A 22,416-nucleotide genomic window follows, 5' to 3' on the forward strand; every position below is an offset into this window, starting at 1 on the left:
ACATCACGACCGCGGGGCCCGTCCCCGTTCCACGGGTGCCGCGTCAGGCGGCGGTCAGGTTGGAGACGTGCCAGGCCTGGTCCTGGTACCCGGCGCCGCAGTCCCAGAGGATCAGCTGGGTGCCGTTGGTGACGCTGCTGGACGGATCGGCCAGGCAGCGGCCCGAGGCCGGGTTGAGGACGGAGCCGTCGGCGCGCGGGATCCACTGCTGGTTGTTCCCGCCGTCGCAGGCCCGCAGCTCGACCGCGGTGTTGTTCACCGTGCCGTTGCCGGCGGCGTTCATGCAGGCGCCGCCCCAGGTGATGGTGCCGTTGGCGTTGATCGACCACTGCGTCTCGCTGGGCGCGCCGGCCACGCAGTCCCAGATCTGGACCTTGTTGCCGTCGGTGGTCCGACCGCTGTCGTTGTCCAGGCACTTGCCCGCCATGCCCGAGGTGATCGGTCCGGTGCCGGTCAGCGGGACGGCGTAGTCGTTGACGGTGACGTTGCTGACCGAGCCCTTGAACGGCGAGACGGCCCCGGCCTTGTACTTGTACCGGCCGATCACCAGCGGGCCGTTGATGCCCGGGCGGGCGTTGTGCTGCCCGGTGCCGGCCAGCTGGCCGTTGACCCACAGGGCGGTCCGACCGGTGGCGGCGTCGAAGCTGGCGGTCAGCTTGGTCCACTGGTTGGGCGTCACCTTGGCGGCGGCGCTGTTCAGCGGGTACGTGGTCTGGTCGTAGTTCCAGGTGTTCGGGTCGTCGGTGTTGCCCATGCCGAACCGCCAGGAACCGTCGCTCTGCTCCGGCCAGAGGATGAACCCGCTGGAGTTCACGCCGTCCTGGCTGGCGACCACCCCGCCGTTGGCGGCGGCCTTGGCCCACAGGGTGATCGAGAAGGAGTTGCCGGTGTCGACCGCGGTGCCGGCCGTGTCGACCTCGGCGCCGAGCACGCCCGGGAAGGCGGCCACCGTGGTGGCGCTGCCGTTGACCGTGTCGGAGACGAACGTCAGGCCGCTGCCGACGGTGCCGTTGTGCGCGCCGGTGGTGTCGGTCACCACGCCGTTGACCGGGGTGGTCAGCGGCCAGTTGGCGTTGGCGGCGTGCAGCGGGCCGAGCACCTGCGGCTGGTAGCCGCTGAACTGGGCGGTGCCGGCCGCGTTCGGCGCGGTGCCGGGGAACTCGCTGATCTGGCCGGTGCCGTTGAGCACGTACAGCTCGGGGTTGCCGTCACCGGTCACGTCACCCGGCGAGGTGAGGGTCGGGTAGACGTTGGCGCCCACGCCCAGCGGGAGCAGCGGCTGCTGCGCCGGCAGCGCGGTGGTCGCGGCCCAGTTCTGCGACGGCGTGCCGCCCGCGACACAGGTGTCCGCCACCAGTGCGACGCCGGCCGCGGGGGTGCCCGGCACGGTCAGGCAGAGCCCGGTGGAGCCGTACTGGAGCTGGCCGGTGCCGGCCACCGGGTTCCACTTCTGGGCGCCGCTGTTGTTGCAGTCCCACAGGTCGACCGGGGACTTGGGGGCGGTGGCCGAGTGGGACACGTCCACGCACTTGCCCATGATGTGCAGGCTGCCGTCGGTGCCGAGGCTGAAGGTCTGGTTGAACGCGCCGGGGGCGCAGCCCCACACCTCGGGGGCGGTGCCGTTGGCGTAGTTGGCGCCGGTGATGTCGGCGCACAGGTTGCCGGGGACACCGGAGGTGAGCAGGCCGCTCTTCGGGGCGCTCAGGTTGCCGGTGGGCTGACCGTTGGCGTCGAAGGTGAGGGTGTACTGGGTGATCGCGCCGGTGGTGTTGTTGCGGGCCCACAGGGTCGGGGTGCCGCCGGTGGTGGCCGGGTGGGCGGGGTCGGTGGTGGTGTCCACCGAGGCGCCGACCACGCCCGGGGCGATCAGCGTGGTGTTCGACCAGTCGTCCGAGCTGATCATGGTCGGGGTCGAGAAGTGCGCGGCGGCGTTGACGGAGCCCGGGTAGTACCAGAGCCTGCCGTTCTCCACCGTGATCAGGTCGGCGTACGGGCTGAGCCCCGCGGCCTGCCACTGCGGCAGTCGGCTGAACGCACCCGGCGCGACCAGCTGGGTGACGGCGTCCCAGCTGTTGCTGTAGTAGCCGGTGCAGCCGGCGCCGTTGCAGCCCTGCGGCTTGGTGGCCTGCTGCTGGATGCTGCTGCCGCTGTTGCTGAAGTGGCCGCTGGTCCCGGCGCCGCCGCCCGGGGCTCCCGCGGTGCCCTCGTTGACGTAGACGTACAGCGTCTTGGGCGAGACGCTCCGGTTCAGCGCGAACAGGTCGTCCACCATCCCCTGGCTCTCCGAACTACGGTGCGCCACGAGGAAGTTGTTCCAGCTCTTGCCGTCCGGGGCGTTGGCCGCGGTGGAGGCCACCTGGATGCCGCCCGGGTCGGAGTTGCCCGGGATCAGGTAGAGGTTGCCGTCCGGGTTCGGGACCACCTGGTCCGGGATGCCGTCGCCGTTCAGGTCACCGGCCACCACCTTGGCACCGGGCTTGTACGGCGCGTAGAAGCTGTAGGCGGCGGCGGTGGCCTGGGTGTTGCCGGCCTTGTCGATCGCCCGCACGTACAGGGTGTGGGTGCCCCACTGGCCGGGCCCCACGGTGATCGGGATGCTGGCGGTGCCCGACGTGCCCGCGCCGGCGGTGGCGGGGACGGAGTGGGCGCCGACGGCCGGGATGTTCTGGTCCAGCGCGTACTCGAACTTCGCCACGCCACTGGCCAGGCAGGCGGCCAGGTTGCAGCCGCTCGGGGTCGGGTCGACGCTGCTGACCTTGACCGTGGCGGTGTCGCCGGCGAACCCGGCCGGGGTCTGGCCGCTGCCCAGCGGCGGGAAGGCCGGGGACGGGGTGAAGGTGGCCAGGCTCGGCGCCGACAGGTCGGCGGTGAAGTAGCAGAAGGGCGAGCCGCCGCTGCCCAGCGTGCCGTCGTCGCTCCAGGAGTTCCAGCCGTAGGTGTGGCCGTCGGAGACCGGCCCGCCGATGTTGGCGGACGAGGTGCCGCCGGTGGCGGTCCAGTTGCCGTTCGGCCAGGTCGCGGTGGTCGGGCCGCCGGAGCCGTTGTTGACCATGTTGTCCCACACGTGGAAGTGGGCCATCACGTTGACGCCCTGCATCTGGGTGCTGACGGTGGCGCTGAGGGTGATGTTCGACGCGTTGCCGTTCAGCGTCGTCATCCCGATCCAGCCGGCCGGGCCGCCGGTGCAGCCCGAGCCGGCGGGGTTCTGCGGCTGGGGGGAGATCTGGGTGTTGGTCGGCACGTCGGGGGCGACGTCGAACCTGGTGACCGTGTACGGGTTGGTGCTGAACCGCATGAACCCGTAGTTGGTGGAGTACTTGCTCTCGTTGCCGTAGATCAGGAACGTCAGGTTGTTGTACCCGAGGTGCTGGCTGACGGCCCGGGTGATGTCGAAGGCGACCGACTGGTTGCCGCAGCCGGACGCCGCCGTGGCCACGTTCTGGGTGCCGAAGCCGTCCACGTAGCCGGGCTGGCTGCCCCAGCTGGTGGAACCGTTGATGCCGCCGGTCAGGTTGAGCCCGATGCCCCACTGGTTGCCGCAGCCGTGGTCGGCACCGTACGTCTCGGTGAGGTTCAGGGTGGCCTGCTGGACGGACATGCTGCTGTTGAAGTAGCTGGTGTCCATCTCGTAGTACGTGCGGTACAGGCCGAAGCAGTTGGAGTCGTACTGCTGGTAGCCGATGCCCTCGCCGTTGGTCTGGGCCTGGTCGTAGAGCGCCTGGCCCGCGCAGCCCTCCTTGACCTCGGTGTAGTGGTTGGTCCCCCCGGTGTGCGGGTTGACGTACGGGTCGATGAAGGCCGGGAAGGTGGCGTGGGCCAGCTGGTCGGCGTCCGGCACCAGGGTGACCGAGCCGCTGTCCGCCGTGACCTTCAGCTTGGAGATGTGCGCGCCGTGGCCCGGGCCGTCCTTGGAGGAGCCGACCTGGCCCGCCGGGTCGGCGGAGCCGGCCGGGGCGGCCGGGGCGTCGGGAGAGATCGCCCTGGCCTTCGGCGCGGCCTCGGCGGCCGCGGCGCCGGCGTGCGGGGTGGCGCCGGTGGGGGCGGCCTGAGCAGCCGAGTCCCACATCAGCGGGGCCGGCGCGTCGAAGGCGGCCTGGCCGTCGGCGGTCTTGACGGTGAGGTTGCCGTCGGTGTCGGTGCTGGTGGTGAGGCCGTTGGTGCTGGTGGCGAGCTTGAGCGTCTGCAGTCGCGGGTCGGCCGCGGCCCCGGCGTTCTTGACGACGAGGACTTCGTGGAAGGCGCCCTGGTCGGTGACGGTGGCCTGCAGGTCGACGCCGGGCAGCACCTCGGCGTAGGTCGCGGTGTCGCCGCTGACGGTCGGCCTGGGGAGCGCGAACGGCAGGGTCATCGCGAACTGGTGGCCGGCCTTGTCCTTGAACGCGGCCAGCGGCGCGGTGCCGCCGCCGGACAGGGTGACCCCGGAGGGGGTGGCGGCGGGGGAGAAGGTCCCGTCGGCGTTCTTGGCCAGGGTGGCGTCGGTGGCGACCCACGCGCCGCCCTTCTTCACCCGGGCCGCCTGGACGTGCCGCGTGGTGGTGAAGCTGCCGTCGGGGTTGGCCACCGTGAGCGAGGTCTCGGTGGTCAGCGCGTCGACGGTGACCGGCTTGCCGGTCTTCTTCGCCTCGGCCTGTGCCTGCTGCGCCGGGCCGGGGTGGGCGTCGACGGGCGTGTTGTGGGCCGGCGGGGCGTCCTTGCCCGGGGGCAGTTGGTTGCCGACGGCGAAGGCCGGGGTGGCCAGGCCGCCGAGCACGGTGGCCAGCACGGCCACGGCGCTGAGACCGCGCAGCGGGCGCGGCCGGTTCGGCCGCGGTGAGCCGCGGTGCGACATGGGAAGGTCCTTTTCGAGGTGGGACAGAGCACGTGCGCCGGGGGAACGTCGTCCGTGCCCAGCCGCAGCGTGCCGACGGTGCCTTCCGGCGCAGGAAAATGCCCGCGCGAAGGCACCGCTGATCAGTCCGCCCCGCTCCCCCGTAGGCCCTGGTACTGCTGTGAATGGTGGGCCTGCTGGGGACATTAGTGTGCGCTCCGTCGGAGTCGCAACGCTCTTGTGTGCAAGACGCCCGGGCCTCGCGGCGAAATGCCGCGGGACCCGGGCGCGGGGAGTCGACAGTGGCCTACGAACCGTCAAGCATTGGTAAGGCCGCCGACGTTCCAGGTCTGCTCCGGGTGCCCGGACGCGCAGTCCCACAGAATCAGCTGGGTGCCGTTGGTCGTGCTGGCGGCCGGATCGGCCAGGCAGCGCCCCGAGGCGGGGTTGAGCAGGCTGCCGTCGGCGCGCGGGATCCACCGCTGGTTGCCGCCGCCGTTGCACGCCCAGACGTCGACCGGGGTGCCGTTCAGCGTGCCGGCGCCGCCGGCGTCCAGGCAGGCGCCGGCGTTGGTGAGGGTGCCGTTGGCGTTGAGCGACCACTGCTGGCCGGCGGCGCCCGGGGTGTAGCCGGAACAGTCCCAGACCTGGACGTGGTTGCCGTTGGCCGGCGACCCGTTGTTGTTGTCCAGGCACTTGGGGGAGACGCCCGAGGTGATCCTCGGTCCGCCGCTGACCGGCACGGCGTAGTCGTTGACGGTCAGGTCGGCGACGGCGCCGGTGAAGAACGCGTTCGGGTTGCCCGCGTACTTGTCCCGGCCGATCACCAGCGGACCGCTGATCCCGGACTGGCTGGTGTGCCACCCGGTGCCGGCCAGCACCCCGTTGACCCAGAGGTTCGTCCGGCCGCTGGCCGCGTCGTAGCTGCCGGCCAGCCTGGTCCAGGCGCCGACCTTCACGGCGAGCGCCGCCGCGTTGGTGCTGTCCACGGTGTAGTCGTAGTCCCACCCGCTGCTGTCGGAGCGGGCCATGACGAACCGCCAGACGCCGGAGGCGTCGGCCCAGAGGATGAACCCGCTGCCGTTGACGCCGTCCTGACTGAGCACCACGCCGGTGCTGCCGGTGGTCGGCTTGGCCATCACGCTGAACGAGAACGAGTGGCCGGTGTCGATCGCGGTGCCCGCGGTGTCGATCTCGCTCCCGGCGGTGCCCGGGAACTCGGCCACCGTGGTGGCGGCGTTGTTGACGGTGTCCGGACCGAAGGAGACGCCGCCGAGCACGGTGCCCGGGTGCTGACCGGTGAGATCGGCGGTCTGTCCGCCGCTCTGGCCGGCCAGCGGCAGGTTGGCGCTCGTGGTGTGCAGCGCGCCCAGGGCCTGCGGGATCCAGTTGCCGAACTGGGCCAGGCCGGTCTTCGGGTCGGGGGCGGTGCCGGCGAAGGCGGCCACCTTGCCGGTGCCGTCGACCAGGTAGAGGTCGGGGTTGCCGCTCTGGTGCGCGTCACCGGCCGACAGCACGGTCGGGTAGTCCGCCGCGGTGCCGGCGCCCAGCGCGAGCACCGCTTGGACCGGCGGGGCCGCGCTGCCGGCGGGGGCCGCCCAGTTCTGGCCGGGGTCGGTGCCGGAGCAGTCCTCGATCACCAGCTGGGTGCCGGGGCTCTGACTGTCCGACGGATCGGCCAGGCAGCGGCCGGAGTAGGGGTTCTGCCACTCGTTGCTGCCGGGCGGCTGGACCCACTTCTGCGCGGTGGAGTTGTTGCAGTGCCACAGCTGGACCGGGTTGCCGTTGCCGGTTCCGCCCCCGCTCACGTCCAGGCACTTGCCCTTGAGGTGGATGCTGTTGTCGGTGCCGACGGTCAGGCTCTGGGCGTCCGAGCCGTTGCAGCCGTAGACCTGGACCTTGGTCCCGTCCTGGGTGGCGGCGAGGGCGTCGTCCAGGCACAGGGCGCCGCCGCCGGTCGCCTTGACGCCGCTGCCCAGGAAGCCGCGGGCCGGGGCGTTCAGGCTCATGGCGGGGGTGCCGGTACCCGGGTCGAAGCCGAGGGTGTACTGGTTCACCGCGCCGGTGATGTTGTTGCGGGCCCAGAGGGTGGGGGTGCCGCCCTGGGTGGTCGGCGGGTTGGCGGCGGTGTTGACGCTGCCGCCGACCGTGCCCGGGGCGATCAGGGTCGCGTTGGACCAGTCGTCCGAGCTGATCAGGTACGGTGCGGACAGGTTGGCGCCGCCCTTGGCGCTGCCGGGGTAGTACCAGAGCTTGCCGTTCTCCACGGTGATCAGGTCGGCGTACGGGTTGACCCCGAGGGCGTTCCAGGTCGGGAGCCGGCTGAACGCGCCGGGCGCCACCATCTGGGTGACCGCGTCCCAGCTGCTGCTGTAGCCGGTGCAGGATCCCGCACAGGCGGCCGGCTTGGTCAGCACCTGGACGTTGAGGTTGTTGAAGTGCCCGGGAACGGAGCTGCCGCCGGCCGGAGCCGCGGCGTTGCCGTCGTTGGCGTACAGGTACATCGCTTTGGGCGTGGTGTTCTTCAGCGCGAAGAGGTCGTCGACCGTGCCCTGCACCTCCGAACCGCGGTGGGTGACCAGGAACGAGCTCCAGCCGAGCTGGTTGGGCGAGCCCGCCGCGGTGGAGGCGAGTTCCGGGGCGCTGCCCAGGTCGGTGTTGCCCTTGACCAGGTACAGGTTGTCGTCCGTGCCCGGGGTGACCAGGTCCGGCACGCCGTCGCCGGTCAGGTCGCCCGCGACCACGTGCACGGTGGAGTTCCACGGCGCGTAGAAGCTGTAGGCGGCGGCGGTGGCCTGGGTGTTGCCCGCGTTGTCGACCGCCCGGACGAAGAGCGTGTGGGTGCCCCACTGGTTCGGCGTCAGGTTGATCGGGATGTTCGCGGTGGCGGAGGTGCCGGAGCCGGCCGTCGCGGCCGCGTAGTTGGCCCCGCTGACCGGGATGTTCTGGTCGAGCGCCCACTGGAAGCCGGCCACGCCGCTGGCGTCGCAGGCGCCGTTCGCCCCGTTGGTGCAGCCGGTCGGGATCGGGTCGACGCTGGAGACCGCGATCGACACCCCGCTGTCACCCGCGTGCGCGGTCGCCGGCCGGCCGCTGCCCAGCGGCGGGAAGGCCGTGGAGTCGGCGAAGGTGGCCAGGCTCGGCGGGGTCAGGTCGACCTTGAAGTGGCAGTACGGGGAGACCGCGCTGGACAGCGTGCCGTCGGTGGCCTGCACGTCCCAGCCGTAGTTGTGCCCGTCCTGCACCTGGCCGCCGATGTTGGCGGAGACGGTGGTCCAGCTGCCGGGGTTGTTGCCCACCCACGAGCTGGTCGGGTAGACCCAGTCGGTCGGCTGACCGCCACCGCCGTTCATCGAGTTGTCCCAGACGTGGAACCGGCCCTGCAGGTTGACCCCGTTCATCTGGCTGTTCAGCTGGGCGCTGAGCGTGATGTTGGAGGCGTTCCCGTTCAGCGTGGTCATCCCGATCCAGCCCGGGGCGCCGCTGCCGCAGGCCGTGGTGCTCGGGTTCTGCGAGGCAGGGCTGGTGGCCATCGAGACCGGGACCTGCGGGGCCACGTCGAAGTCCGTCACCAGGGTCGGGTTGGTGCCGAAGCGCATGAACCCGTAGTTGGTGGAGTACTTGTTCTCGTTGCCGCGCAGCATGAAGCTGAAGTCGGGGTACGTCGGGTGCGCCGCGAGGGTGCTGGTGATGTCGAAGGCGACCGAGCGGTTGCCGCAGCCGAAGTAGGCGCTCTTGGGCGTCTGGACGCCCAGGTTGCCGGCGTCGTAGGGCTGGTTGCTCCAACTGGTGTTGCCGTCGAAGGACCTGGTGAAGTCGAGGTAGGCCTCCCAGGTGTTGTCGCACCCGTGGTCGGCCCCGTAGGTCTCGGTGAAGGTCAGGACCGACTTCTGGAGCACCATCGAGCTGTTCAGCCAGCGGGTGTCCAGGTCGTAGTAGGACCGGTAGAGCCCGGCGCAGTTCGGGTCGTACTGCTGGTACCCGATGGCCTCGCCGTTGTCCTGCGCGACGTTGTAGAGGGTCTGCGAGGGGCAGCCCTCCTTGACCTCCGTGTAGCTGTTGGTGCCGCTGGACCACGGGTTCACGTACGGGTCGACGAAGACGGGGTAGACCGCGTCGGCCAGTCGGTCCGGGTCGGGCACCAGGCTGATCGAGTGGTCGTCCGCCCGCACGTCCAGCTTGCTGATGTGCGCGCCGCGGCCCGGGCCGGCCTTGCTGGAGCTCAGGGCGTCGGCCGGGTCGACGGCGCCGGGGGGAGCGGCGGAGACCGGGACCGGCCGGGTGGCCCGGTCCGCCTCGGCCGCGGCGGCCCGGGCGCTCTTCGGGGCCGCCTCGGCACCGAGCACCACGGTGTTCTGCGGCAGCACCACGCCGGTGGTGTGCGCGGAGTCCCACATCACCGGGGTGGGCAGCTGGAAGGCGGTGCTGCCGTCGGCGGCCCTGACGGTCAGGTTGCCGTCCCGGTCGGCGCTGGTGGTCAGCCCGTTGGTGCTGGTGGCCAGCCGCAGGGTGCGCAACGCCGGGTTGGCGGCCGCCGCGGCGTTCTTGACCACCAGGACCTCGCGGAAGGCGCCCTGGTCGGTGACGTGCACCTCCAGGTCCACGTCCGGGAGCACACCGGTGTAGGTCGCGGTGCTGCCGTCGACCGTCGGCCTGGGCAGCGCGAACGGCAGGCTCAGCGCGAGGTGGTGGCCGGCGGGGTCCTGGAAGGCGGCCAGCGGAGCGGTGCCGCCGCCGGACAGGGTGACGCCGGTGGTGGTGGCGACCGGGGAGAGGGTGCCGTCGGCGTTCGCCCGGAGGGTGGGGTCGAGGTCGGTCCAGGCGCCGTTCCTGCGGATCCGGGTGGGCCGGGGGCTCTGGGTGCGGGTGAAGCTGCCGTCCGGGTTGGCGGCCAGGGTGGAGTTCTCGGTGGTGAGCTCGTCCACGGTGACCGGCCGGCCGGTCTGCTTCGCCCTGGCCCGGGCCCGCTGGGCGGGGCCGTCCGGCGCGCCGGCGGGCGCGGCGGACGGCTTGCCGGGCGTCGTCGGGGCGGTGGCGTAGGCGGGCGTGGCGAGGCCGCCGACCACCGTGGCGAGGGTGGCCACGACGGCGAGGCCGCGGAGGGCGCGCTGTCTCCGCAGCGGCGGTGAGCCGCGGTGTTGCATGAGGGTTCTCCTGGGGAACGGACGACACTGGATGTCATGGCGACGTCACACTTCGTGGCCAGGTGATCTGACGGTCTGTCCGATTCGCGCGCAAGTATGGGCCGATGGCCCGCCCCCGTCGTTTCTTCCCCCGTGAGATCCGTGACTGAAGTGACGTCAGGGACCAGTGGGGCAGGTTAGGGCCCACGGTCGTTCGAGGGCAACACGCTTTCGGTCCGAACGGTCGTGACGGTCGCGCAGGGCCTGCGGGGCGCGGGCGGGTCGGCAGGCGGAAACGCCGAAGGCCCCTCGCTCTCGCGAGGGGCCTTCGGCTGTCGGTGCGCCGCCAGGGACTCGAACCCCGGACCCGCTGATTAAGAGTCAGCTGCTCTAACCAACTGAGCTAGCGGCGCCTGCTGACAGAGGAAACTCTAGCAGCGCGTTCAGACGGAGCCAAAATCGAATTCCGTCATCGGGGCGGACCGCCCCGTTCAGGCCGGGAAGAGCGGGAGCAACTGGGCCGGGCGGACCGCCAGCGGGGTGCGCACGGCGCTCGGCAGCGGGCGGGGCGCGCTGCGCACCGGCTCCGGCCGGACCGGCTCGGCCTCCCGGGCGGCCCGGACGCAGGCCCAGAGCAGCACTCCGGCGCTCGGCAGCCAGGGCTCGCGGGAGTCCGGTGCCACGATCCAGCGCCCCGGCGCCTCGCCCCGCCCGGAGCCGGTCGGCTGCGCGACGCCCTGGTGCACCGCGGGGACCGTGACCGCGTCGCCCAGACCGTGGCAGAGCAGCGGCGGCACGTCCCGGGCCCACTCCTCCCAGGCCAGCAGGGTGCGCAGCCGGCCCGCCGCACCGGGCTGGACGAAGAGCAGCGTGCGCCCGCGGTAGGCGGCCACCGGACCGCAGCCCGGGCCGGAGGCCCAGAGCTCGTCCAGCACCGACCGGGCGAACAGGGCCGGCATGCTGATCACGTCGAAGGCCCGGCCGCAGGGCAGGACCACCGGGGCCCACGGGCGGGCCTGCCAGAGCGCGCGCATGCTGCGCGGGTAGTCGCTGGCGGAGGCCAGCCAGGCCTCGCCGTCGACCGTGAGATTCGCCACAGAAGCTTCGGTCCAGATGTCCACGCGCAGCAGGGTGCGCCCCGACCGGATCCGCGCGCAGCGAAAGCCGGATTCGCCGGACAGCGGCCGGTCGGACGGCGTAGCCTTTCCCGCCGCATATGCCAGCGGCCGGGTCCTACTCCGCCGCGCCGCGCTGGCGCAGCAGTCCGCGCCCGTACTCGACCATCCGCGCCGCGTAGTCGGCGGTCCAGTCCGCCCGGGCCGCGAGCTCCGCCACCGAGAGCGCGTCGAACCGGCGCGGATCGGCCAGCTGGGCGGCCGCGATCGCCTGGTAGTCGGTGGCCCGCTCGGCCGCGACCCGGAACGCCAGCGCCAACTCGGTCGACCGCCGCAGCAGTTCTCCGGGGTCGTCGATGCTCTCCAGCTGGAAGAACCGCTCCGGCTCGGCCACCAGGGCGTCGGGTTCGAAGAGCAGCGGCGCCGGGCGCAGCCGGCGGGGCGGATCCTGGCGATCGGGCATCGAGACGCACCTTCGGGGGACGGGGAGGGACGACGGCCGGCGAGCCGTCGTCCGAACGGCCGTCGTCCATTGTCACTCGCACCCCGCCACTAGCGGAACGGTGCGCACGAACCGCACGCACGCCGGGGCGTGCGCCGCCCGCTACCGCAGCCGGACCCGGTGCTCGGACAGCTGCTGCAGCACCCGGTGGTTGGCCTCCCAGCCGTCCGGGAACTGGGCGCCGACCCGCTCCAGCAGCGGGATCATCCGGCCGCCGATCTCCTCCGGCCAGCCCGGCGGGATCCGTACGGCGGCGCCCAACTGCACCGGATCGGTGGCCGGGTGGTCGTCCAGCAGCCGCTCGATGCCGGCCCGGGCCACCACGATGCAGGCGTGCCGGTGCCGGGAGGCCAGCACGCACAGCCGCCCCGTCTCCAGGTGGAAGGCGGTGGCGTCCGGGCGCCCGGAGAGCGGGTGCAGCACCACCGTCACGTCGTACTCGCGGCCCTGCAGCCGGTTCGCGGTGTCCACGGTGACGGCGGGACCGGCCGCCGGGTCCACCGGGACCCCGAGTGCGGCGAGCGCGGCCCGGACCGCGGCGGCCTGGTCGCGGTGCGCGGTGCCGACCGCGATCCGGCCGGCGGTCAGCGGGGTGCGGCCCTGCTCGGAGTGGGCCGCCGGCTGCCGGTCGAGCAGCCGGCGCACCGTCTCGGCCACCACGGCCACGGCCTGCGGATCGGTGCGCACGGTGTGCCGGGCGGGGAGCTCCAGCAGCGCCCAGCCGGTCTCGGCGGCCTCGTCGATCGCGGCGTCCACCGGACCGCCGTCCGGGGCCGTGGTCGGGATCAGCAGCCGGTCGCCCGGCCCGGTGCCGGAGCGGAACGGCGTGTACGGGTAGAAGGCCTCGGAGATCAGCGGCGCGGCCGAGGCGGGCAGCCGCCAGGAGACCGGCAGTCGGTGCGGCACGATCGCCGGGTTGTGTGCCAGCAGGGTGACCACCGCACTGCTCGACGGGTCGTAGCTCAGCCCGCTCCACTGCTCGGTGCCCACCACGGTGAACGGGTCCAGCTGGCCCGGGTCGCCGACGAAGAGCGCCCGCTCGAACAGCCGGGCCACCGCCAGCAGCGCGTCCGAGCGCATCTGGTAGGCCTCGTCCACGATGGCGTGCCGCCAGGGCTCGACCTCCTTGACCCACTGCCACTTGGCCGCGGTGGAGACCACCACGCTCTGCTCCAGCAGGTCGCCCACCTTGCCGGAGGCCAGCACGTTGGGGTGGCGCAGTGCCTCGGCGGCCGGCCGGGCGTCCGAGCTGTGCAGCCGGCCGATGGTCAACCCGGGTGCCTTGCTCGCCAGTCGGTCGACCAGGTCGTCCACCTGGCTGTTCGTCTGGGCCACGATCATCAGCCGCTCGCCCGCGCCCACCAGCTCCTGCGCGGCCCGGACCACCAGGGTGGACTTGCCGGCGCCCGGCGGGGAGTCCACCACCACCCCGCGCGGTGCGCCCGGGGCGGGGCGGACGGTGGCGTCCAGGATGGCGGCCACCGCGGCGTCGGCGGCGGCGCCCGGGTCGGTCGCGCGGGGACCGGTCGGGGCGGTGCCGGTCGCGGTGGGATCGAGAAGGCTCACGGTGCTGGTCATGCCCATTCTTCCCTGGTGGCAGTCGAATTCCGGGCGGCGGCGGGAGGACCACCGTGTGTCCACGGAGTGTCGTCCGGCTCGGGGAGCGGGGCCGATTGACGGGGCGTCAGCTCGAACAGGGTGAAGGTGACCCGGTCGCCGACGGCCGGCACGGTGCCCGGCTCCGGCTCCTTGCGGCGGCCCATGCCGCTCAGCAACCGCAGCGTGAGCAGGCCGGTCGCCGTCTCGAAGGCGGTGATCTCGGCCTTCTGCGCCACCGGGCCCGCGCCGGCCCGGTGGGCCTCCCGGCCCGGATCCGCGTGCGGGCGGTCGTCGGTCCGCACGGTGAGCAGCGGGCGGGGCTTGGGGCTGCGGCCCGAGGTGTCGTAGGCGGGCTCCACCTCGGTCACCACACCGCTGAACGCCTCGCCGGCCAGCCGCCGTTCGGCCATCGCCAGCGGGTCGTCCAGCGCCTCGCCGACTTCCAGCCGGACCTGCTCGCGCTCGCGCAGCGCCAGCTTGCGGGCGGCCGTGACCGCGTCGTCCAGCCGGGGCTGCGGGGGCTCGCCGGCGGCCAGCCGGTCGCGGTGGCCGGTGTAGGACCAGCGGTCGCTCTCCCAGCGCTCGGCCACGTGCGCCGCGGGCGGCAGGGTCCGCAGCAGGTCCAGGCCCTGCCAGACGTCGTGCCAGGTGGGCAGCAGCACGCCGAGCAGCAGCGCGCGCAGCGCCTCGACGGCGAGGTCCAGTGCGCGCTGTCCGGCGGCCACCCGTTCGGCGCCCTCGGCGTGGCGCAGGGCGGTCAGCGCCGCGTCGTAGCGGGCGATCGCCGGAGCCAGCCGCTTCTCGTCGAAGCGCGGGTCGGTGGCCGGGCTGGCCGGCGGGTGCAGCAGCTGGCCGTGCTCGTCCCGGGCGGTCTCGACGAACTCCGCGGCCGCGGCGCCGGTCCCGGCCCCGAAGCCGGCCGGCTCGGTGTGCCAGGCGAGTTGGGCGGCCAACTGCTGGTCCTCCAACTGGCTCTGGCCGGTGGCCCAGTGGCGGGACAGCAGGCCGGTCATCGGCAGCAGCAGGCAGGAGCCCGGCACCTGGGAGCGCTCGGCCAGGTGGGTCAGCCAGCGGCCGAGCAGCGGCACCCGGGGCGGCGCCGGGAACGGGCCCGGATCCGGGTCCTCGGCGGTGCGGCGGAACCGGGTGGCCCGGCCGAGCAGCGCCAGGTGGCGCACCCCGCCGGTGTTGGGCACGATCAACTGCGGTGCATCGGCGCACAGTTCGCGGACGACCGGGATCTTCTCGCCGGTCTGCGGATCCTTCTCCGACCCCTCGACCGGCTCGGTGTCGGCGGCGAAGGACTCCAGGTAGGGCAGCACCTCGTCGGCCAGGGCGGCCAGGAACTCGAACCGGCGCTCGCGGTTGAGCGGCTGCGGCACGAAGTGCAGCGCGGGTGCGGTGCGGTCGGTGCCCAGCAGGACGGCGAGCGGGGCGCCGTCCTCCACCGCGGTGGCCAGCGGCACCAGCACCAGTGGGCGCGGCGACAGGTGGCGGTGGCACACGGTGGCCAGCGGCTCGGCGTGGCCGCTGCGGACCGCCTGGAGCCGGGCCAGGGTGCTGAGCAGGCTCATCCGGCCGCCGCCTCGGCCAGCGCCTCGGCGCGCAACCGGGCTGCCCGGTGCAGGCGTTCGGCGGCCTCGTCGGCGGCCTCGTCGGTGGTGCCCGGGGTGCCTGCGGCCGCGGCCAGCGCCGCCTCGACGGTGGTCAGCTGCCCGAAGTCGGCGCGCACGCCGCGGCCGAGCTGGGTGACCTCGTCGGCCGACCGGGCCTGGGCACGGCAGAGGAAGCCCAACTCGCAGGCGGACAGGCACTCCGGACCGTAGGAGGCCGGCACGGCGGCCACCGCCTCGGCCAACTCCTCCGCGGGGCGGGTGGGTTCGCCGGCGGCGTCGGGGGCCAGGTCGAAGCTGGTGCCGGGGGCCAACGCGCCCAGCAGCTCCTCGATCCGGGTCATCCGGGACAGCTGGCGCCGGGTGGCGGCCAGTTCGCGGCGCACGTCGAGGGCGGCCGCCGTCGGACGCTGACCGAAGTCCTGCGGGCAGACCAGCAGCACCGTCAGCCGCGGGCTGCCGGGCAGCTGCTGCTCCCGGTAGGGGTCGCAGGGCCCGTCCGGCTCCGGGCGCGCCGCGGCGGCGGCGTGCTGCAGCGCCAGCACGTAGACCGCGGCCTGCCGGGCCGCCGCGCCGACCTTCGCCGGGTCCGCCGAACCGTCCAGCACCGGGAAGGACTTGATCTCCACCACGGTGCACCGGCCGCCGTGCACGATCACCGCGTCCGGCTCCAGGTAGGCCGGGGCGCCGGCCACGGTGAGGCGCAGCATCGGATGGTCCAGCAGGGTCCAGTGGGCCGGGTCGGCGAGCGAGGCCTCGACCGCCTCGGCCAGCGCCTGCGCCGTCCGGGCGGCGCGCACCGCCGGACCGGCGCCGGTCAGCAGGTCGGGGAGCTCCAACCGGTCGCCCTCGCCGGGCGGCAGCCCGAGGTGGCGGCGCAGCGGATCCAGCAGGGCCGCGCACCCGTCCGCCTTCAACCGGGCCTCGAAGACGGTGCCGCGGGCGATGGCGAAGGGCGAGCGGCCGAACGGCGCGGGGCGCCCGAGGCGCGCGGCCACCGCGCCCTTGTCCACCCCGGCGGCATCCAGTACGGCGCGGCGGCGGCACCCGGGGTTGGCGGCCAGGGCGGCCAGCGCCCGGGCGTCCAGGCCACGCGGTTCGGCGGGCCCGCGCAGCGCGGCCAACTGCCGGCCGACCTGATCGGAGAGCAAGACATCCATGGTGCGGGCCAGTCTCCCACTCGCCACCGACAGGCGGGCGCACCGGCCGCGCCGGTGCGGCTCCGCCCCCGCGGCCCCGACCTCCCGCAGTACCGCTGCTGTCCGAGGGGTGGGGTGTACCCGGGGGTAACCGCCGGGTAGGGAATCATGAGCAGTGCCCCGCCCACCAGGTGCTTGTGCCCCTCCCCGTCAGGAGCCCGTGATGCCCGCTCGTCTGATCCTCGTCCGCCACGGTGAGACCGCCTGGTCGGCGAGCGGCCAGCACACCGGCCGGACCGACATCCCGCTGACCGAGGAGGGGCGCGAGATGGCCCGCCTGGTCGGCGCCCGGCTGCGGCGCGCGCCGTGGAACGGCCTGCCGGAGGCCCGGGTCTTCACCAGCCCGCTCTCCCGGGCCCGGGAGACCTGTGAGCTGGCCGGGTTCGGCGACCGGGCGGTGGACCGGCCGGAGCTGCTGGAGTGGGACTACGGCGCCTACGAGGGCCGCACCGGCGCCGAGATCCGCGAGTCCGACCAGCCCGGCTGGCTGATCTGGCGCGACGGTGTGCCGGGTGGCGAGAAGCTCGCCGAGGTGGGCGCCCGGGCCGACGCCTTCCTCGCGGGGATCGAGGAGGACCACGGGACCCCGCACCCGGACACCACCACGATGCACGCGGCCGACAGCGACGTCATGGTCTTCGCCCACGGCCACCTGCTGCGGGTGCTGGCCGCCCGCTGGCTCGGGCTGGCCCCGGAGTACGGTCAGCGGCTCAAGCTGGGGACGGCCGCGCTCTCGGTGCTCTCCTGGGAGTACGGCCTGCCGGCGATCGAGATCTGGAACGACCACAGCCACCTGGACGCGCTGGGCCACTGAGCCCGCGGGGCCTTGCGCCCGCGGGTCCGTGCGCTCGCGGGACTGCGGGGGCGCCGGGCCGCGGCGGCGCGGTCGGCTCAGGCCGCGACCGCGCGGTCGTAGTCGGCCAGGAAGGCCCGCACCTCGCCCACCGCGCCGTGCGGTCGCAACCGGTCCGCGGTGTCCCGGAGCATGCCGCGGATCCGGGCCGAGCGAACCCGGTCGAGCAGCCCCACCGCCGCGGCGCCGTGCGCGGCGGCCCCGACCAGGTCGCCGCGGCCCAGCCGGTCGCGCGCCAACTCGGCCGTGTACAGGGCCCGGTTGCGGACGAAGTGCGGCTGCTGCAGCGCTATCGCCCGGCCGGCCCGGTGGCTGGCCAGGTCCCACTCGCCGAGGGCGCCCCAGCACTGCGCCTCCAACCCGGCGATCTCGGCCTCGCCGTAGAACGACATCCACTCCGGGTCGGCCTCGCTCTCGCCCCGGTCGAACAGGGTGTAGGCGCGGGACAGCGCGCGCTCGCAGGCCTCCCGGTCGCGCAGCACCGCCCAGCCGCCGGCCTCGCGCATGGCCAGCAGCGAGAGCAGCCGGTCGGAGTCCAGCCGGCGGGCCGCGCTCTGGCCGGCCTGGGCCGCCCGCAGCGCCTCCCGCGGCCGTCCGGCGTCCCGGGCCAGGAAGGCGGTGTTGCAGAAGACGTGCGCCTCCAGTGCGGTGTCGTTGGACATCCGCGCGGTGGCCAGCGCCTCGGCGTAGAACGACCGGGCGTCCGCCAGCCGGTTCGAGTCGTGGGCCAGCCAGCCGACCGAGATGGCCAGCTCGCCCGCGCCCGCGTTGAGCCGCCGCTCGGTCTCGGCGGAGTAGTCGCACTCGTTGAGCAGCAGGTAGGCGTGGCGCAGCGATTGGCCGGCGCGGTCGAACAGGGCGTCGGCGCCGTGCACGTCGTCGGCCAGCCGGATGTCGCGGACGGCCTGCTCGACGAGTCGGACGTCGGCGGTGCCGATCCGGCGCGGCAGCGGGACCGGTCCGGCGGCCCGGGGCGGGACGGCCGGGGGCGGACCGTCCAGGCCCAGCACGGCGGCCAGGGCCGTGGAGGGGCCGGTCAGGAACGTACGGCGGCGCACGTCGTCGTTCTCCTCGTCGGGATGGAGCGGGGCGGTGGGGAGGGGGTCGTACGGGGGCGTCCGGCGGGCCGGCGGCCGGCGGCGCACCGCGGTGCGCGGGGCGAAGCCGAGGTCCTCCAGCGACCGTTCCGGCCAGATGTGCCGGAACACCCGCTCGTAGGCGTAGTTGGGGCAGCGGATCTCGCCCGCCTCGACCCGGCCGACGTAGCGGGCGTCGCAGGAGACGTGCTCGCCGATCTCCCGGGCCGCGCGCCGGACCAGGGTGGCGAACTCGGCGGGGGAGAGGTCGCCGCGCAGCTCGCGCATGGCGGCGTTGGGGGCGGGACGGGTGCCGGCCGGTGGCGGCCCGGGGGCCGGCCGGTCGGCGGCAGCGGTGGCGGTGGGTTCGGGGGCGGTGGCCGGGACGGCCGGGTGGGCCGGGATTGCCATGGGTCGCTCCGAGCGTGATGCGGGGTGGGGCCCGTGGGTCGGGTGGGCCCGACCGAGGCGACGGGGTCGACAGTACCGGCTGTCATCAGAGGCTCACGAAGAGTTCCCGGGAAATTAGCCCCGATTCAATGGCAAAACAGACATTTCTCGGCGGATCCGCCATGAAATGCCATGGCTTGCTGTAAGGCGCCCCGTGGCCATCCGGGGTGCGGAGCCGTTGTGTTGGTAACGGAGGATCAGCACTGCTCGGCCCGCCGATGCAGTGGCCGCCATATTCATACCATCAGATCACTTGTCTCACTGACGGGCCGTCAACTCCCGTCGGACTGTGGGAGACCGCGGTCCGCGGCGGCGGGGCCCGGCCGCCGCGGTGAGGCGGAACCGACTCCGAGCCCAGGAGGCCCCGCATGATGGTCACCGGATTGCCGCAGCCCCACGCGGCCGCCCCCACCGGCCGTGGCGCCGAGGCCACCGCGGGCCGGGCGCGGCCGCAGTCGTGGGACACCGTCACCGTCCCGCTCCGCTACGGCCTGGAGACGGTGGACATCCTGCGGCTGCGCCGGGCCTGCGGCTCGGTGCAGCAGGGGGCGGCCGGCGCCAGCGTGGACTTCCTGGTCCCGGCCGGCACGGCCGAGCGCTGGCACCTGCCCGGCACCTCCTGCTCGCCGGGCGCCGTGCAGCTGCCCGCCACCGACCCGCACTGGCTGCTGCCGCCCGCCGGTCCGAGCCTGGAACCGGTCCCCACCGATCCCTGGGTGCTGCGCTCGGCCCTGTGCGAGGCAGCCAACACCCTGGCGGCGGGCGGGCTGGGCCCGTTCTGACCCGCGCCGCACCCGGCCGGGCGCGGCCGCCGACCAACGGCCCGATCGCCGACCCGACCAACGGTTCGACTGTCGGCCCGATCGCTGGCCCGATCGCTGGCCTCACGCCGGCCCGACTGCCGTGCCGATCACCGCCCCGACCTGCGGCGGGCGTTCCGGCGGCCAGCGATACTGCAGGGTATGGGACGAGAGCGACGGGCCCCGCGCAGGCGGCCGAGCAGCGACGGGTTCGAGGCGGACGGCGTCGACACCGGCGGGCCGCGCACCCGGCGCACCGAGACCGGACTGGCCGAGCTGGTCCCCGACCGGGACCACCCGCAGGCCTGGTCGCTGTTGCTGGACGGCGCCCCCCAGTCGCACGTGGACCTGGCCGACCCCACCCGGCTGGCCTTCGAGTACCAGCGCCGGCTGGGGCACCTGATCGACCTGGCCGCCGAGCCCGGCAAGCCGATCCAGGTGCTGCACCTGGGCGGTGGCGCGCTCACCCTGGCCCGCTACACCGCCGCCACCCGCCCGCGCTCGCGGCAGCAGGTGGCCGAGATCGACACCGGCCTGACCGAGTGGGTGCGCGCCGAACTGCCGCTGCCGGCCGGTGCCCAGGTCAAGGTGCGCGGCGCGGACGCCCGGGCGGTGCTGGAGCGCACCCCCGAGGGCAGCGTCGACCTGGTGATCGCCGACATCTTCGCCGGCGCCCGGGTGCCCGCCCACTGCGCCACGGTGGAGTTCGCCACCCTGGCGGCCCGGGTCCTGGCGCCCGGCGGCAGCTACGCCGCGAACATCACCGACGGGGCCGGACTGGCCTTCGCCCGGGCCGAGGCGGCCACGCTGCTGGCGGTCTTCCCGGAGGTGGCGCTGATCGCGGATCCGGCGGTGCTGCGCGGCAAGCGGTTCGGCAACCTGATCCTGGCGGCGGCCCAGCTACCGCTGCCGCTGGCCGAGTTGGGGCGACGGGTGGCGACGGACTCGGCGCTCGGACGGTTGGAGCACGGGGCCGGCCTGGTCGCGTTCACCGGCGGCGCGGCGGTGCTCACGGACGCCACGGCCGTCCCCTCCCCGGCCCCGCCGCCGGGCACCTTCGCGGCGGCAGGCGGACGCTAGCGGTCGCGCGCCGACCGACTCGGGAGTCCGAGGGCCGGTCCAGGGCCTGTCTGACAGGCCCTAGTGGCCCCGGGGCAGGCCGCGGTGCTTGTACATCGCGGCACCGGTGAGCAGCAGGCCGGCCGCGATCGGGAACAGCACCGCCGTCTCCATCCCGCTGGCCTGGGCACTCGCGGCCGGGGCGACGGTCACCGGTTGCTGGTTCGGGTCCGGCGGGACCGGTTCGCCGGCGGAGCGGACCGCCTCCGACCCGCCGTCAGCGAGTGGACGGGGCAGGCCCACCAGTGGCCGCTCGCCGTCCCGGGAGGCGGCGGTCCCGGCGGTCCGGGCGTTGAGCGCGACCACCGGGCTGCGATCGGATGCCCCGTCGGCCGCGCCCCGGGCGGCCGGCGCACCGCGGTCCCATCCGGTGCCGGGCGCCCAGGCAGCGGGTGCGGCGGCGTCGGCGCCGTCCCCCTCCGCCCGCCCGTGCTGCACGGGGAACGCGCCGCCGTGCGCGGCCCGGCTGCCGACCGCCGCCTCGCCGCCCGGGCCGGCCACCGCCGGGGCACCCGGCTGCGGCGGAACCGCGGGCAGCAGCACCGCGGCGATCGAGAACGCGTCCGGCAGTGCGGTGGCCTGGCCGGGCAGCGGCAGTCCGCCGGCCTTGATCCGGTTGTGCAGCAGTTGGTCCACCGTGCCCGGAGCCGCGGCCGAGGTGGCACCGCTGCTGGCCCCAGTCGCCTCGCCGGCCACGCCGAGTGCCCCGCTCCCGGCATCGTTCGTGTTCGGCACGCCGATGCTGCGCACCGCCCGGCCGGCCGCACCGGTCGGGCCGGAGGGCGGGGTCGCACTGCTCGCGTGTGCCAGGCCCACCCCGAAACCGAGCCCCCAGACCTGGGCGAGCACTGCGCCGCCCGCAGCCAGGAGCCGTGGCCGGAGCCGGTGCCTCCGCTCCCCGCCCCCCGCCCGGGTGGGCGCCGCCGGCGCGGCGGGCTGCGGTTCGGGCGCGGGGAACGCGTGATTGGCTCGCACGTGAGAGGAGAACGAGCCGCGCCGGGACGAAGTCACGCTCCGAACACCGGCACGGTCCCGGGCAGTCGGTCCGCTGCCGGCCGGTTCGAGGACAGCCGGTCCGGGGGCAGTCGGTCCGAGGGCGGTGGCTGTCCGTCGGGTCCGCTGTCGGGCGGCGACGATTTTCAGCCGATCTGATCTGACGACGGATCGAACCCGGCGACCGCCCGCGGCGCAGTCGGCCCGGTGGGCCCGGCCGGTCGGTCCGGGCCGGCAGGTCGGGCCGGCCGGGTCGGCGGGCCCGGTCGTGGTCGGGCTCAGTCGTTGGGGCGCAGGGTCCAGAGCACGTTCATCACGGTGGTCACCGCGCCGTCCTCGCGGGTGATCTCCACGGCCACCGGGAACTCGGGGCGCACGCCGGCGTCCAGCTCCGCGACGACGTCGGCGATCGGGCGGCCCAGCGTGGCGGTGGCGGTCACGGCGCCCTTGGCCACCTTCTTGAACGCGATGTCGGCGGTCACCGGCAGCGGCACCGCGCGCGAGAGCTGGTCCCCGAAGGCGGCCAGCACGATCGCGCCGCTCGCCGACTCGCCGAGCGTGAACATCGCACCGGCGTGCGGACCGCCCACGTGGTTGCGGTACTCCGGCTGGTCCGGCAGCTGGAGCACGGCCCGCTCCGGGGTGGTCTCCAGGTAGGCCAGGTTCAGCGTGCGGACCATGGGAACGGTGTCGGCCAGCAGCTGGCCGATGGCAGTGTTCGTCATGGCGGTCATGTTACTCATGAGTAGGTGAATCGCACAGGGGGTCCCGGAGAGCTGTGGTGCATGGCCCGGAAACGACTTGAGGGTCCGATCTCCAGGAGATCGGACCCTCAAGTGATGGGGTGAGCGACGGGACTCGAACCCGCGGCCACCTGGACCACAACCAGGTGCTCTACCAACTGAGCTACGCCCACCATCTGTCCGGCGCGTTCCCGCGCTGACAGGAAGAACTCTACAGGATCCGACGGGGTGCTCGCGCCAGGGTTACCCGCGGCGGATACCCCGGCGGCGGTCGGGTGACCGGGGTCACAACAGCCGCCCCCGCCAGGGGACTCCGGCCGGTGCGCGGGGGGCGGGGGGGGGGGGGCGGGCCGCCCCCCCCGGCGGCGGGGGGGGGGGGGGGGGGCGACGGGGCCCCGGCCGGCGCCGCCCGGGGCCGGTGGTT

Annotated in this window: 13 protein-coding genes and 2 tRNA genes; 3 read left to right on the forward strand and 12 right to left on the reverse strand. The window is 74.3% G+C overall.

The genetic code is table 11. The annotated features are described in order from the left end of the window. Window positions 1–43 precede the first annotated feature (43 nt). The 8 genes from ACFW1A_RS21725 to ACFW1A_RS21760 all read right to left on the reverse strand — a co-directional run bounded on the left by ACFW1A_RS21725 (window position 44) and on the right by ACFW1A_RS21760 (window position 15,919). The gene (locus ACFW1A_RS21725) at window positions 44–4,828 is read right to left on the reverse strand and encodes a ricin-type beta-trefoil lectin domain protein (RefSeq protein WP_380410773.1); all 4,785 of its coding nucleotides are present in this window, start codon (window positions 4,826–4,828) and stop codon (window positions 44–46) included. A 296-nt stretch (window positions 4,829–5,124) separates the two neighbouring features. Further along, window positions 5,125–9,891: a ricin-type beta-trefoil lectin domain protein gene (locus tag ACFW1A_RS21730; protein ID WP_380410774.1), complete on the reverse strand. Its 4,767-nt coding sequence runs from the start codon at window positions 9,889–9,891 to the stop codon at window positions 5,125–5,127. A 378-nt stretch (window positions 9,892–10,269) separates the two neighbouring features. After that, window positions 10,270–10,343, reverse strand: a tRNA-Lys gene (locus ACFW1A_RS21735). Between the two features lie 78 nt (window positions 10,344–10,421). Beyond that, window positions 10,422–11,051 (reverse strand): bifunctional DNA primase/polymerase, encoded by a 630-nt coding sequence (locus ACFW1A_RS21740; protein ID WP_380410775.1) that lies wholly within the window; start codon window positions 11,049–11,051, stop codon window positions 10,422–10,424. 112 nt (window positions 11,052–11,163) lie between these two features. Then, window positions 11,164–11,508: a hypothetical protein gene (locus ACFW1A_RS21745; protein ID WP_380410776.1), complete on the reverse strand. Its 345-nt coding sequence runs from the start codon at window positions 11,506–11,508 to the stop codon at window positions 11,164–11,166. Window positions 11,509–11,649: 141 nt separating this feature from the next. Continuing rightward, window positions 11,650–13,125 (reverse strand): AAA family ATPase, encoded by a 1,476-nt coding sequence (locus ACFW1A_RS21750; RefSeq protein ID WP_380410777.1) that lies wholly within the window; start codon window positions 13,123–13,125, stop codon window positions 11,650–11,652. Then, complete coding sequence (locus tag ACFW1A_RS21755; RefSeq protein ID WP_380410778.1) at window positions 13,122–14,720, reverse strand: hypothetical protein; 1,599 nt, start codon at window positions 14,718–14,720, stop codon at window positions 13,122–13,124. The genes ACFW1A_RS21750 and ACFW1A_RS21755 overlap by 4 nt, the downstream gene beginning before the upstream one ends. After that, complete coding sequence (locus ACFW1A_RS21760; RefSeq protein WP_380410779.1) at window positions 14,717–15,919, reverse strand: hypothetical protein; 1,203 nt, start codon at window positions 15,917–15,919, stop codon at window positions 14,717–14,719. The genes ACFW1A_RS21755 and ACFW1A_RS21760 overlap by 4 nt, the downstream gene beginning before the upstream one ends. A gap of 202 nt (window positions 15,920–16,121) precedes the next feature. On the opposite strand from ACFW1A_RS21760, the gene ACFW1A_RS21765 reads away from it, so the two are divergent. Further along, a complete protein-coding gene (locus ACFW1A_RS21765) occupies window positions 16,122–16,772 on the forward strand; it encodes a histidine phosphatase family protein (protein WP_380410780.1) in 651 nt (216 codons plus the stop codon). A 77-nt stretch (window positions 16,773–16,849) separates the two neighbouring features. Here ACFW1A_RS21765 and ACFW1A_RS21770 read toward each other — a convergent pair whose 3' ends face one another. Next, entirely contained in the window at window positions 16,850–18,298 is a 1,449-nt protein-coding gene (locus ACFW1A_RS21770) for a tetratricopeptide repeat protein (protein WP_380410781.1), read from the reverse strand. A gap of 407 nt (window positions 18,299–18,705) precedes the next feature. On the opposite strand from ACFW1A_RS21770, the gene ACFW1A_RS21775 reads away from it, so the two are divergent. Together ACFW1A_RS21775 and ACFW1A_RS21780 are read left to right on the forward strand one after the other, a co-directional pair. Then, on the forward strand, window positions 18,706–19,119 hold the full coding sequence (locus tag ACFW1A_RS21775) for a hypothetical protein (protein ID WP_380410782.1): 414 nt from the start codon (window positions 18,706–18,708) through the stop codon (window positions 19,117–19,119). 180 nt (window positions 19,120–19,299) lie between these two features. After that, on the forward strand, window positions 19,300–20,217 hold the full coding sequence (locus tag ACFW1A_RS21780) for a spermidine synthase (RefSeq protein ID WP_380410783.1): 918 nt from the start codon (window positions 19,300–19,302) through the stop codon (window positions 20,215–20,217). Between the two features lie 60 nt (window positions 20,218–20,277). On the opposite strand, the gene ACFW1A_RS21785 is transcribed toward ACFW1A_RS21780, so the two are convergent. The 3 genes from ACFW1A_RS21785 to ACFW1A_RS21795 all read right to left on the reverse strand — a co-directional run bounded on the left by ACFW1A_RS21785 (window position 20,278) and on the right by ACFW1A_RS21795 (window position 22,165). Then, window positions 20,278–21,105: a hypothetical protein gene (locus ACFW1A_RS21785; RefSeq protein WP_380410784.1), complete on the reverse strand. Its 828-nt coding sequence runs from the start codon at window positions 21,103–21,105 to the stop codon at window positions 20,278–20,280. Between the two features lie 422 nt (window positions 21,106–21,527). Beyond that, the gene (locus ACFW1A_RS21790) at window positions 21,528–21,974 is read right to left on the reverse strand and encodes a DUF4442 domain-containing protein (protein ID WP_380410785.1); all 447 of its coding nucleotides are present in this window, start codon (window positions 21,972–21,974) and stop codon (window positions 21,528–21,530) included. Between the two features lie 115 nt (window positions 21,975–22,089). After that, window positions 22,090–22,165 (reverse strand) — tRNA-His (locus tag ACFW1A_RS21795). Window positions 22,166–22,416: the final 251 nt, after the last annotated feature.

The sequence above is a fragment of the Kitasatospora sp. NPDC058965 genome (assembly GCF_042741245.1).
In the GTDB taxonomy this organism is placed as follows: domain Bacteria; phylum Actinomycetota; class Actinomycetes; order Streptomycetales; family Streptomycetaceae; genus Kitasatospora.

Excerpts from the sequence above, each read along its gene's own strand:
- ACFW1A_RS21725 (WP_380410773.1), bottom strand. The coding sequence starts at position 4,828 with ATGTCGCACCGCGGCTCACCGCGGCCGAACCGGCCGCGCCCGCTGCGC.
- ACFW1A_RS21780 (WP_380410783.1), top strand. The coding sequence starts at position 19,300 with ATGGGACGAGAGCGACGGGCCCCGCGCAGGCGGCCGAGCAGCGACGGG.
- ACFW1A_RS21750 (WP_380410777.1), bottom strand. The coding sequence starts at position 13,125 with ATGACCAGCACCGTGAGCCTTCTCGATCCCACCGCGACCGGCACCGCC.
- ACFW1A_RS21755 (WP_380410778.1), bottom strand. The coding sequence starts at position 14,720 with ATGAGCCTGCTCAGCACCCTGGCCCGGCTCCAGGCGGTCCGCAGCGGC.
- ACFW1A_RS21775 (WP_380410782.1), top strand. The coding sequence starts at position 18,706 with ATGATGGTCACCGGATTGCCGCAGCCCCACGCGGCCGCCCCCACCGGC.
- ACFW1A_RS21765 (WP_380410780.1), top strand. The coding sequence starts at position 16,122 with ATGCCCGCTCGTCTGATCCTCGTCCGCCACGGTGAGACCGCCTGGTCG.
- ACFW1A_RS21790 (WP_380410785.1), bottom strand. The coding sequence starts at position 21,974 with ATGACGAACACTGCCATCGGCCAGCTGCTGGCCGACACCGTTCCCATG.
- ACFW1A_RS21770 (WP_380410781.1), bottom strand. The coding sequence starts at position 18,298 with ATGGCAATCCCGGCCCACCCGGCCGTCCCGGCCACCGCCCCCGAACCC.
- ACFW1A_RS21760 (WP_380410779.1), bottom strand. The coding sequence starts at position 15,919 with ATGGATGTCTTGCTCTCCGATCAGGTCGGCCGGCAGTTGGCCGCGCTG.
- ACFW1A_RS21745 (WP_380410776.1), bottom strand. The coding sequence starts at position 11,508 with ATGCCCGATCGCCAGGATCCGCCCCGCCGGCTGCGCCCGGCGCCGCTG.